15 protein-coding genes and 4 pseudogenes are annotated in these 10,927 nt (G+C 60.8%); 12 read left to right on the plus strand and 7 right to left on the minus strand.

From position 1 onward, the window contains the following. Positions 1–235 precede the first annotated feature (235 nt). A complete protein-coding gene (locus ACGLHR_RS48095; RefSeq protein WP_267601484.1) occupies positions 236–502 on the plus strand; it encodes a hypothetical protein in 267 nt (88 codons plus the stop codon). A gap of 45 nt (positions 503–547) precedes the next feature. Here the strand turns inward: ACGLHR_RS48095 and ACGLHR_RS48100 are convergent, their stop codons facing one another. Beyond that, on the minus strand, positions 548–760 hold the full coding sequence (locus ACGLHR_RS48100) for a hypothetical protein (protein ID WP_400102798.1): 213 nt from the start codon (positions 758–760) through the stop codon (positions 548–550). A 116-nt stretch (positions 761–876) separates the two neighbouring features. Here ACGLHR_RS48100 and ACGLHR_RS48105 point away from each other — a divergent pair, with 116 nt between their 5' ends. The 7 genes and pseudogenes from ACGLHR_RS48105 to groEL form a co-directional block, all read left to right on the plus strand. Beyond that, positions 877–1,032 carry a hypothetical protein gene (locus ACGLHR_RS48105; protein ID WP_267601486.1) on the plus strand — a complete coding sequence of 52 codons (156 nt, stop codon included), beginning with the start codon at positions 877–879 and terminating at the stop codon, positions 1,030–1,032. Positions 1,033–1,640: 608 nt separating this feature from the next. Then, positions 1,641–2,081 (plus strand): Hsp20/alpha crystallin family protein, encoded by a 441-nt coding sequence (locus ACGLHR_RS48110; RefSeq protein WP_400102799.1) that lies wholly within the window; start codon positions 1,641–1,643, stop codon positions 2,079–2,081. 15 nt (positions 2,082–2,096) lie between these two features. After that, positions 2,097–2,504, plus strand: coding sequence for an Hsp20/alpha crystallin family protein (locus tag ACGLHR_RS48115; protein WP_400102800.1), 408 nt, complete (start codon positions 2,097–2,099; stop codon positions 2,502–2,504). A gap of 199 nt (positions 2,505–2,703) precedes the next feature. Next, a complete protein-coding gene (locus ACGLHR_RS48120; RefSeq protein ID WP_400102801.1) occupies positions 2,704–3,270 on the plus strand; it encodes an Hsp20/alpha crystallin family protein in 567 nt (188 codons plus the stop codon). Positions 3,271–3,543: 273 nt separating this feature from the next. Beyond that, positions 3,544–3,705, plus strand: coding sequence for a hypothetical protein (locus ACGLHR_RS48125; RefSeq protein ID WP_400102802.1), 162 nt, complete (start codon positions 3,544–3,546; stop codon positions 3,703–3,705). A 164-nt stretch (positions 3,706–3,869) separates the two neighbouring features. After that, a complete protein-coding gene (locus tag ACGLHR_RS48130; protein WP_400102803.1) occupies positions 3,870–4,157 on the plus strand; it encodes a co-chaperone GroES in 288 nt (95 codons plus the stop codon). A gap of 39 nt (positions 4,158–4,196) precedes the next feature. Continuing rightward, a pseudogene (gene groEL, locus ACGLHR_RS48135) lies at positions 4,197–4,496 on the plus strand (chaperonin GroEL); the annotation flags it as partial. Positions 4,497–4,850: 354 nt separating this feature from the next. On the opposite strand, the gene ACGLHR_RS48140 reads toward groEL, so the two are convergent. The 5 genes and pseudogenes from ACGLHR_RS48140 to ACGLHR_RS48160 form a co-directional block, all read right to left on the minus strand. Further along, positions 4,851–5,129, minus strand: coding sequence for a hypothetical protein (locus ACGLHR_RS48140; RefSeq protein ID WP_400102804.1), 279 nt, complete (start codon positions 5,127–5,129; stop codon positions 4,851–4,853). 96 nt (positions 5,130–5,225) lie between these two features. Next, a pseudogene (locus ACGLHR_RS48145) lies at positions 5,226–5,399 on the minus strand (hypothetical protein); the annotation flags it as partial. Positions 5,400–5,432: 33 nt separating this feature from the next. Beyond that, positions 5,433–6,638, minus strand: a complete 1,206-nt coding sequence (locus ACGLHR_RS48150; protein ID WP_400102805.1) for a sensor histidine kinase — start codon at positions 6,636–6,638, stop codon at positions 5,433–5,435. A gap of 205 nt (positions 6,639–6,843) precedes the next feature. After that, a complete protein-coding gene (locus tag ACGLHR_RS48155; RefSeq protein ID WP_400102806.1) occupies positions 6,844–7,080 on the minus strand; it encodes a hypothetical protein in 237 nt (78 codons plus the stop codon). 376 nt (positions 7,081–7,456) lie between these two features. Beyond that, positions 7,457–7,702, minus strand: a pseudogene (locus ACGLHR_RS48160) (IS110 family transposase); the annotation flags it as partial. Positions 7,703–7,733: 31 nt separating this feature from the next. Between ACGLHR_RS48160 and ACGLHR_RS48165 the strand changes: the two are divergent. Continuing rightward, positions 7,734–7,922 (plus strand): annotated as a pseudogene (locus ACGLHR_RS48165) (NAD(P)-dependent oxidoreductase); the annotation flags it as partial. Positions 7,923–8,414: 492 nt separating this feature from the next. Here the strand turns inward: ACGLHR_RS48165 and ACGLHR_RS48170 are convergent. Next, positions 8,415–8,789 carry a PHA-granule associated protein 4 gene (locus ACGLHR_RS48170; protein WP_400102807.1) on the minus strand — a complete coding sequence of 125 codons (375 nt, stop codon included), beginning with the start codon at positions 8,787–8,789 and terminating at the stop codon, positions 8,415–8,417. A gap of 302 nt (positions 8,790–9,091) precedes the next feature. On the opposite strand from ACGLHR_RS48170, the gene ACGLHR_RS48175 reads away from it, so the two are divergent. The 3 genes from ACGLHR_RS48175 (at position 9,092) to ACGLHR_RS48185 (ending at position 10,778) form a co-directional block, all read left to right on the plus strand. Then, positions 9,092–9,415, plus strand: coding sequence for an H-NS histone family protein (locus ACGLHR_RS48175; RefSeq protein ID WP_267601492.1), 324 nt, complete (start codon positions 9,092–9,094; stop codon positions 9,413–9,415). A gap of 466 nt (positions 9,416–9,881) precedes the next feature. Continuing rightward, complete coding sequence (locus ACGLHR_RS48180) at positions 9,882–10,379, plus strand: hypothetical protein (protein ID WP_400102808.1); 498 nt, start codon at positions 9,882–9,884, stop codon at positions 10,377–10,379. A 24-nt stretch (positions 10,380–10,403) separates the two neighbouring features. Beyond that, positions 10,404–10,778 carry a calcium-binding protein gene (locus ACGLHR_RS48185; protein WP_400102809.1) on the plus strand — a complete coding sequence of 125 codons (375 nt, stop codon included), beginning with the start codon at positions 10,404–10,406 and terminating at the stop codon, positions 10,776–10,778. Positions 10,779–10,927 lie beyond the last annotated feature (149 nt).

Genomic DNA, 10,927 nt, shown 5'->3' on the forward strand with positions numbered 1-10,927 from the left:
CGACCGCCTCGTCATAAGCCTCATCGACATGCCGCCTATAAGGCTTGCTGAGGGAGGCTTAACTTGGGTGGATTGGTGTCCTATTGGGTGCGGGCCTGATGATACTTGTCGGTCCCCGCTAATTACCTACAATGATTTCGCGCAGTGGTCGCGCGGCGCCCGCCCCAGAATAGGGGAGGGGCTCGCCAGTATCGATAGTTATGTTTGGGGCACATGACAAGATCTGGAGGCAACTATGTATCGGCATGAGCGCACGCTGGTGGTGATCTATCCACTCGAAACGGGCGAATGGTTGTTCGCTGAAGTCACCGGGCCAGATGTAATTCACTTCGGGCCATTCGAGTCCGAAGATGTTGCGAAGGTTCTACTCTCGGATATGTATCCGGAAACGCCGATTGTGGAGCTGCCTGCGCAATCCACGAAGCTGGACAACGACGGTGTGACGATCTTGGGATACGCCGCAGCACAGCAGCCAATGGTTCAAGAGGAAGCCGGCGAATAGCCGCGGCAGCAGCTCTAGTCCACCAGCCACCTTCGGGTGGCTATTTCATGCCCGCCGCGAGCGGGCTTCCTTCTTTTGGGGGGCACATATGTCGGAACCAATCAGCGGCAGCGCCGCAGCGGGGGCCGCGGGCGCGGCCGCATTCAAGGCGATCGGCGGCACAGCCGGCATGGCGGCCGGCGCCAGCGGCCTGGCGGCGATCGTCGTGAAGATCAATATGCTGCCACGCAGCACAGCGGAATGGGCCGTGGCGCTCATCTCGACAGTGGAGTCGAGCGTTGGCGGCGGCGGCGGTGATCCAGCACTTCAGCCTCCATGCCTGGGCGGGCGACTAAATCGGGCTGGTCTTCGCCTGCGGGCTGCGCAGCTGGGCGATGGTGCGCCGGCTCTTCAACTTCATCGAGCGGCGCCGAGACAAGGACTTGGCCGACATCTGGGCCAGCCTGCCGGGCGCCGGCTACGGGCAAAACAAGCACTCGCTGGACTACCTGCGCGGGGTGTATGTGGCAGCGGGAGGCGTGCTGGCATGAAGACGATCAACTGGGGCGCTTGCGGTCTGTCGGCGCTACTCGGCGCCGTGCTCGCCCCGATGCTGGCCTACCTGCTGTATTTCGCACCGCGGGCGGACGCAGACGAAGACGAAGACGAAGACGGTCGAGGTGCCTGTGGCGCTACCGTGCTAGGTGCAGCGCATCGAGCGGCCCGTGTGGGCGCTCGGTCCGGGACGATACCCGTATGAGTCAAACACCGGTTCCACGATCGGCACATCAGGCGATCAACGTGGCTCGGCACAGATGTTGGGAGTACGAGTGATGCTAGATGTCGACATCAAGAATTTCTTCGGCGGTATCGCATAAAATGGCAATGCTTGTGCGCATGACCCCTTGCCCGCCGAGCCAAAATCCGTTCGGCCCGCTGCGCCAAGTCCTCGCATTCGAGAGATAGGGGCGGCTAGATGCCTTCAAGAGGAAATTGAATGCCTCCTCCTTGAAAACCGGCAACAGATTGCCTATTTTAATCTTGCTCAGGCAGTCGCGATGTTGCGCGCTGCGTGTTTCTGTTTGTTTGCCAGCGGCTTGGCAGGCGGGTGGGAGCGCGTTGCCCGTTCGCCTCCTTGCTGCATCAGGAGGATACGACCATGAGTGATCTCTTTCTCGGAACCGACCTCTTCAGCGAGTTCGACCGCCTGCAGCGGCAGATGGCGAGCCTGTTCGCCGGTTTCCCGTCCAGCATCCGCTCCGGCCGCTTCGGGGCATTCCCAGCGGTCAACATTGGCGCGACGGACGACTCGATCGAAATCGTCGCGTTTGCCCCGGGCATCCAGCAAGACAAGCTTGAGGTCTCGATCGACAAGGGCTTGCTGACGATCAGCGGCGAGCGCGCAGCGGCGCAGTCGGAGGATGACCCCGAGGTGCGGCCGTATGCCCAGGAGCGCTTCGTCGGCACGTTCCGGCGCGTCGTCGAACTGCCGCAGAACGCTGATCCCGACAAGGTGCAGGCGCGCTACGTCCACGGCTGTCTGTCGATTAGCATTGGCAAGCACGAATCCTCGAAGCCTCGGGCGATCACCGTCCAGTAATGTGAGGAGAATGCCATGAGCGACACTACCCAAGTCGTTGAACGCGACCAGAGCGCGGTTGCAAAACGCCAGGAAGACAGGCCAACGCCCAGAGTCACGCTGCTTCCCGCCGTTGACATCTTCGAGGACAGCAATGGTGTCACCGTCTGGGCCGACCTACCGGGCGTCACCAAGGACAAGCTCATTGTGAATGTCCACGATGGTAACCTCCATATCGAGGCGGAAGCCATGGTGCCGACACCGTCTGGCCTGCGGGTGCAGCACGCGGAAATCCGCGAGCCGCACTTCGCACGCACGTTCTCTCTGAGTCCCGAGTTCGATACGTCGAAGATTGACGCGCACCTGCAGGATGGCGTGCTGAAGCTGACGATCCCGCGTCGTGACGAAGCGCGGCCACGTCGCATTGCGGTTACCGCCGGGTGAATGCTGGAGGGCCATCCGCGGCACCGGAAACGGTGGCGTCCGGGTGGGCGCCACCGTCGCCCCCAAGAAGACGCGGATGACCGTATCGGCGGCCCCACCACCATGGCTGGGCCTTGCGGCGTCGCCGATGGCCGGGCGCGACCGGTCGTTGCCGACAGTCATTCGTACCCATCAAATGAGCATTTGGCAGGAGGGTAAGATGAAAACGGAACTGGGCAAATGGAACCCCTTCAAGTTCCTACGGAAGACGACAACTGACAAGCAACCGATGGGGGATGCGTCCAACGTTTCCGCGCCGAGGCACGGCACGCCCGACTGGCCTGACGTTTCGCGGCTGTTTTCTAGCGATCCCTGGCGCGCGATGGGAGAATTCCTGCACGAACCGTTCGCGGGCTTCGGTGGTTTGGATCGATGGTTCGGCGACTTCAGTTCGTCTCGCTTCCAACCTCGGATCGATGTGGTCGACGATGGCGAGGCCCTGAGGATCACGGCTGAGCTGCCTGGTATGGACCGCGAAGACCTGCAGACCACCATCGAAGATGGCGCACTGCTCTTGCGGGGTGAGAAGAAGCAGGACATCCGGAGCGAAGAGAACGGCTGCTACCGCCTGGAGCGAGCGTACGGCGCATTCATGCGCAGTATTCCTCTGCCGGATGGTGTCGACGTGGATCACGTTGATGCGAAATTCGAAAGAGGACTGTTGACACTACGTCTACCCAAGACGGGGTCGTCGCAGTCTGCCGTGAGGACGATCGAAGTGAAGTGAGCTGATGTCTGCAATCCTGAGGCATCGCATGTATTTGCAGCGAAGCTGCTGCCCGCAGCCGGGCAATCCTGGCGGTCGTGGAAGGGGGCGGCTGACGCGGAACGCCAGAGGCGGGCGCAGCCCCCCTTTGGCGTGCGCGGTGCTTGGGGGCTGCACACTACTGGCTTCCAATGGGGCTCATTGCAGCGGCGAACGTAGGCGCGACGTTGCGTTCTTGAAATCGCCGGACTCGCCCCTATTTTGGCGGCAATGTACTGTCGGATGGAGACTTCCATGGAGTTCGATTCTGAGTGGCTGACGCTGGGCAAGCATCGGGTGCAGCTCAAGTGCGCGCGCGGAGTCGTCGTGGTCAGTCAAACGGAGGTGGATATGCACTTTGGCGTGTATGAGCGGATGCTGGCTGAAAAGCTTGGCGCCGTGCCACCAATCCAGTGAAGCGCGGTCCTGGCATCCGGCGCTACCTGCTGCGCGCCGAGGATCGGCTCGTTGTGTGCACGCGGCCGTGCATTGTGCTATCACAACAGCGCGGCGGGGATGAACAGGCGCCGGTCTGTCTGGCCGAGTCAAGCTCGTCATTGTGTTGAATGGGGAACAAGGCCATGAACATTCGTCCTTTACACGATCGCGTGATCGTCAAGCGGCTGGACGCAGAACATAAGACTGCTGCCGGCCTCGTCATTCCCGATACCGCCGCGGAAAAGCCGGATCAGGGCGAAGTCCTGGCGGTCGGCAGCGGCAAGCGGCTGGGCGATGGCGGTGTCAGCGCACCCAGCGTGGGGGTCGGCGAGCGCGTGCTATTCGGCAAGTATGCGGGCACCACCGTCAAGCTCGAAGGCGCGGAACTGCTGGTCATGCGCGAGGAAGACATTCTGTGCGTCGTCGAATAGAGAAAGAGAGAAACCTAGAATCTCGCGAGGAGTTTCATCATGGCAGCCAAGGAGATCCGATTTCAGGAGTCCGCGCGCAGCCGCATCGTGGCGGGTGTCAACCTGCTGGCCAACGCGGTCAAGGTAAGCTTGGTCCCAAGGGACGCAATGTTGTTCCTGAGCGGTCGTACGGGGCCCCGCTGATCAATAAGGATGGCGTATCGGTCGCCAAGGAAATTGAACTGCGCGACAAGTTTGTGGTTCAGGAAGGCACGAAGGACGTGGTGATGGGCCTGAACCCGATCGGATCTGAAGCGCGGCATGGACCTGGCCCATCTTTTCGCGCAGGCAGCCGTGGTCTGCACCGAGGTGGCCCAGCAGTGCTTGGGCGGCGGGCAGCGGCACCTGGTGGTCGACCACCAGCATCGCCTTGACTTCACACGGTACAGCCCCTGCGGCCTGCGGCTGGGCGAAGCGCCCCGCGCGCCAGCCACGTAGGTGGCCGCGCTCCCAGTACTCGACCGCGGCGTCATGCGCCAGCAGGAGCTTGAGCATGGCCGGCTGCGCGGCCTTGGCCTTGGCCTCAGCGAGCGATCCGTAGCGGCGCTTGACGCGCGCCAGCGTCCAGTGCGCGTAGACCGGGTAACGCGCCGTCGACGGTCGGCGGCAGGTGTCGCGTCGGCACGGTCGCCGTGTCGACCCAGTCGGCGGGGTTCATTCCCGCCTCCCGCGCTTGGTGCCTGTCTTGGTCGCCGCCTTGGTTGCAACTTTGACCGGGGCTTTGGCCGGTCCGGGCTGGGCGGGGGGCGCTGCGGCCGCCAGCGTCGCGCGCAGCAGCTCGTCGAACTGGGCGCGCTGGCTGGCATTGACCGCCTTGAGCGCGCTCGCCTCGCCGGCAGCGTTCTGGCGCGCGGCGCGCTCGCTCGCCAGCTCGGTCTCGATCCGGCTGCGCTCTTGCTCGAGCGCCCCAATACGCCGCCCGGCGAACTTCAACTGCGAGGCGTGATGCTGCCCACGCCGGCCTGGATCGCGTCGCGCTGGTGCGCGGTTTCCTGCAGCAACTGTAGTTTGGACAGGGCCTCGTAGCGCCTACACGGTGGCGATGGCCTCGGCCTGGGCGCGTTCCTCGGCCGCAAGCTGCTCGTGCGCGGCGGCCAGCGCCGCTTTCAACTCGCCAGTGCGCACGACCGACCTTTCCGCGCGGGCCTGCCGGGTCGCCAGGACAGCGCGGGCCTCGGCCAGCTCCGCTCCAAGCCAACGGAAAGTGAACCTGTCGGCGCGTTAGCGGCCGCCGTACTAAAGGCAGTAGGGGAAGCGGATTTCGAAGGTCGTGCCTTGCCCTTTCCGGGATTCGAAATGGATTTCGCCATTCAGGACGCGACAAAGTTCCTTGACGATAGAAAGCCCAAGGCCCGCCCCGGGTATTTCGTCCCCTGCGGCGCGCTCGAATTCGTCGAATACGCGTACCTTATCTGAAGACGCAATGCCAATCCCGGTATCGGAAACGCGCAGGTACCAGTGGCTCCCTTCGCATCTACCCATCGCCAATTCGATCTCACCAGACCCCGTGAATTTTGTCGCGTTCGACAGCAGATTCAGCGCAACCTGTTTGAGCTTCAGACGGTTCGACATCACTGATGTCAGGCTTGCATCAAAGACTCCTGCCAGATGCAGCCCTTTTGCCTCGACACTCGGCCGCGACGCCGCAACGAGTTCGTCAAACAGCGCCCTAAGTTCGACCTGCTCCACGGACAGCGGATTGCGGTCTCCCAGGATAATAGAATATTCCACCATTTCGTCGACCAGTCGCTTCATGTCCTCAGCCTGTCGGGTAGCCAGCGCCAAGCCGACTTCCGCCTTCGACGGGGCAAGCGCGATCAATTGTAGTGCGGTCGAAAACGCGTTGAGGAAGTTGCGCAGGTCGTGCACCACGCTGCGGGTGATCTGCATCCGCGATTCATACAAACCGCTGACCAGCCGCTGCTTCTCGGTTAGCTCATGATTGGCCTGCTCCAGCCTGCCGGTGTATTCGTTGATCTTTCGATTCTGCTCGTCGATGACTTCGCGAATCGACGTCAAGGTTACGAAACTGAGTGCCTCATCGATCAAGTGTTGGGTGCGCGCCTCGTGGTGCCTTGTGAAATAGCTGTGGGTTTCTGCGAACTCCAGGACGGCACCGGTCAGCACCTGCCGGAACAGGTCCAATTCGCGCACCAACTCATCAAGGTGATAGCCCTGTTGCCAGCGCACTTCGCCATGCTTCTTTGCGTTGCGCTCTATCGCCCCCTCGACCCGTTCGAGATCCCCTTCGTCGAGAGCCGTGCAGATCCCTTCGAGGATGGCCGGAAGATGGTCGGCAAGCTGTTCATGTGTCAGCTTGTCGGCCTCCACGAGGTCGGCATCGGCGCAAACTATCGCCATCCATTTTGCTGTCAGGCGGGCTTGCTCGTGGCGGAGAAACACGGCAAAGGCGCGCAGCGGTTTCACTTGCGTGTCAATCATAGTTCCTCCGGATAGCAATCTACAGCGATAGGGGGGCTTTCACCGCTTTTAGCAAGGCGGGCAGCGCGAAATAATGTGCATAAAGGGACTTATTGTCAGCAGTATGGACGTCCGGGAGCAAGACTTGCGATCCAGCAGTCATGGGCATTCGCGCCTCGCGACGTTGGGTGAGCCATCTGGCTTACGCCGCGAAGCATCGTGATGGTCAGACGGGGTAGCTGCCGGGCTCGATGCCGATCTGTACGAAGCCTCTGGTCTTGATTCGTTGGGCCCAGGTATCCGCGTCCAGTTCGACGCGAATGCTGTCTACCTTGAACCGGTCGCCATACGCCACCAGCGTTACAGACCAGGGTTCAGGGCCATCATCTTCCACTCGTGTGATGATGAAGCGGTCCCGCGCGCGGTCCCTCCATACGGAATGAAGTTCAGGTTTTCTGGCCATGGCACATTCCATTCTCTATTGGTCGAATTGAACCATGCTCGAATAACGGGCGGTGGCGCGAGACGGTAGCCGTCTGCTGCCGATGTAGTGAAAACGCATCATAGCGCGCCGGGTCGCGCATCTCACGATATTTAGTATAGAGATTGGCGACCACGGTAACGAACAGATGCGATCGGCGCGGGGGAGGGCTACCCGCAAACTACGAGCGATATTGAAATCCGCGCGTGCGCCGAGGCGCGAGCCACGCGGCTTTGGGCTGGCAGACCATGCACATGACAAGGGCGCCAACACTGTCGTGCTGGTGGAGCGGTGCAAGCGATGGAAGCTGCGAAGCATGGCAGGCAGCGGCACAGCGTTTGCGTTTCGTACTCGATTTCGCCTCCGCATCATTGCGGTCGTTCTTGTTCGTCTTGACGAACGGTGCGACATATCGCGGGCCGATCAGCCGGACTTCGAAGCCCAGCGACTGAAAACGTCGTGCCCAGTGGTGGGCCGTGCTGCACGCTTCCATGACCACCACCCTCGGCTTGAGGGTGCGCACGGATTCGAACGGCGAACCGCGGGAGACCTTCGCCCGGTGTACTGGTCGCCCGCGGCGAAAGAAACTGGGGGAGGGCGCCACATTGCGACTAAGGTGATGATGTGTCCTATGCCTTGCAGGCGCCTATCTGGATGTGTTCGCGCACGAGCCGCTGCCAGCGGATTCGCTGCTGTGGACGCTGCCCAAGGTCATTGCCACGCCGCATAGCGCGGGCTTCTCGGATGGGAATGCCGCGCGCGTGGCGGGCATCTTTCTGGACAACTTGAGGCGCTGGCAGGCGGGCGAGGGGTTACGCAATCTGGCCTGCCTGAGCTGGCAGGCTGGCTACAGGGCAGTCATTCGGAAGCGGGACACGCCTCGCGCGGGAGTGGCCAAAAGGAGGGGGGAGGTCCGTCAGGAAGAGAGAGTATTGTCTACTGACACTACACAGAGCCTCCATGTTCATGTCGATCCGGGCCTGCATTGAAGGGGAGGGGACGCAGCCCTCGAAGATGATCACGGTCACAGTGATACGCCTGACAGGCGAATCGAGGGATTTGCGGCTTGAATCGCAGTGTCATAGACGGCGTTCCCAGATTTGACCACTCCCCGCGCGTGCTTGGGTTGCGCGTACGTTATCGTCTGCTTGTCTGCACTCAAAGTAGCAGGGTAACGAAAACCAGCGGCCTCGGGGGTCAAGCCCTGGCCATGGTGACACGGGACATTGCGCTGCTTTGGGTTCGAGTCTGTACTCGCCAGCGTTTTCTGCACTAACGTGCCAAGTACGGGGGCAGAGTGCCAAGGGGAAACGTGCTTACTCTCCCCATACCGCATCCACTTCCCGCATCAAGCGCCCGGCGAGAATGTAGTCTCCCAGTTTTGATGCCTTTGCCTCCAGACTCTCCAACTCATCTGCCGGCAGTTCGCTCAACTCAAACTGACAATAGAGGTTTCGCTGCCGGAAGGTCGCCTTTGGCCGCATCAGGCCGGCGACCAATGCCGTCGGCGATTTGACTGCGATGTTCTCTTGTCCGCGATATTCCACGCGTATTCCGGCCTTCTGACCGAGCCGACCCAGTTCAATCGCGTCCTGCCAGCCTGCCTCATAGTCCAGTTCCACCACCGTCACGCCTTCTGTCCCCAGGAGCCTTAGTGCCTCCCCTTTGGTGCCAGATCGAGCTGTCGCCATTGACTTCTCCACTCACATTCTCGGCGCAGATAGGCCACATCCTACCCCCCCCAATATTGTAATCGCCGGCGGAGCCGTGAGCCCAATAGGGCTTTCCGGCGTTTGACCTCCGCGGGCGTGCGGAATGTGGGGGCGGATCGCACCCTTCCTGACAGGGAAGAATAGCCCGGAAGGGTGCATTCACAGAAGGCTATTTCAGCACGGGCTTAATATCCTTCAGTCGGGGCTGGATTCACAGAGTCGCTGTAAATTCGGCGAAGTGCTGTAGGATATTAAATTGTGATTAATAGCCGGAGATTGAGATGGCTACCTACAAACAATTGCTGGCAGATAAGGAAAAGTTGGAGGCCCAGCTTGCCGAGGTTCGTCAAAGCGAGGTCGCTGGCGTCATTGAGAAAATCCAGGCTTTGATGGCAGAGTACGAACTCACCGTCGATGACTTAGCGCCGAAACGACGCCGTGGACGCCCGGCTGCGAGTGACAAGCCCAAGGCTCCGACGAAAGAGAAGGCCTCGCTGCCGCCAAAGTACATGGACCCCAAGACGGGCGCCACCTGGACCGGACGTGGCCGGGCCCCGGCGTGGCTGGGGAAGAATCGCGACAAGTTTCTGATTCCAGAGGCATGAGCCGTTGGTGGGAAGATTTGGCGGGGCGAGGAGATGCAGAGTTTCCATGGACTAGCTTGGCGCGCAACGCACTGGGATGAGCAAGTTTTCTTGCAAGTTAGTCGGATGGATAACCAGGAAATTGGACACGGTGCTCGCCAAGCCGGAATCTACATGGCATGATTCTCATGCATCGTTCATCATGACTGGGCGACAGCGGTGAGCCGGAAACTAGCGGGACACGGTCGCGGTGGCATCCGATTCGATGACTTGAATGCGGGCGAAGGTGAAATGGCTTGGCGCAGGTCCGTGGTTGAGTCGGGCTACTGCCTTTGGCTTACTTCATGGGCGGCCAGCCACCGTGAATGATCCGTCGGACGGGGATCTGCCCCAATTTCGGTGTGTGCGGATAAACGTCCGCGGTCGATGGTAGACGCATACTCCAGCCAAACGCCAAACGCCAAACGCCAAACGCCGGAGGTGGCCGATGGGAAGGCAGGCCGGATCATCAACGGCCGCCCGCAGCGCATTGATGTTGCCGGTGCAAAAGGCAGCATGGATCTTCTCAAATTGCCGGCGCGTATCACTCGAGGTACGGCGGCGCCTGCATCTGGGCATGAGGGTCAACTATGTCGGTGATGATCCGATGGGGCCGCTGCAACACGGTAGCGTGATCGAACTCAGGCATACCCAGGCGGTGATCGAGGACACCTCGACACGGCGGCGCTGGGCTGTCCTGTATGCCGCCGTTGTTCTTGACCGCGATGGTGCTCCCGTGCAGCCAGAACCAGAACGAACGCCGCAGCGCGCGAAACGCGATGAGTTCTCCATTGGCGACACGGTCGTCTTCACTGACAAGTACCTGCACGAGCGCATTGGCACGATCGTCAGGCTCAACCAGAAAACCGCGTCGATTGCCTGCAATGACACGGAAGGGCACTGGCGTATGTCTTATGCTCTACTGCGACGTATCGTCGATGCGTAACCCGCTCCATTGGTATCCTCCGTCATGCCCAAGCCAAAGCCCAGATTCGACAGCAAGCGCGAACATCGGATCACGATGGAAATTGTCGTCGATGCCTACAACGAAGAAGAGCGAGCGATGGGGTGGTACTGCTATCTCGAAGAACAACTCAGGTTTCCATTCGAAGCTCGCATCCGCCAAGCCATGGCTGCTTCACCGCTGCGGCCCAGTGAAACGGTCTCGGTCACCGGACTTGCACATGAAGACCTGTGTCGGGTTGGTATCTTCGTGTGGGTTCGGTGGAACCAGCGTGATCTGGTGGTGCCCTTAGCTCAGCTTGTCCCGCTGAAATCCGATGAGTCGACACGAGTGGCCGTCACCGACTGGCACTACTGGCATGATCAAGGCTACGCGTTCTGACGTCCGGAATGTCACAGCTCTTGCACCACGTTCCCAGTCGAACGGGATTCGCTGATGGATACCATTTGTCGCCCTAGTACAACATCCCGTAAATAGCTTTAATAATTATCGGGCTGCAGATATAGGTGCAGGAGCGTGACGACCACCTC

The organism is Cupriavidus sp. CuC1, from assembly GCF_044627735.1.
Classification (GTDB): domain Bacteria; phylum Pseudomonadota; class Gammaproteobacteria; order Burkholderiales; family Burkholderiaceae; genus Cupriavidus; species Cupriavidus ulmosensis.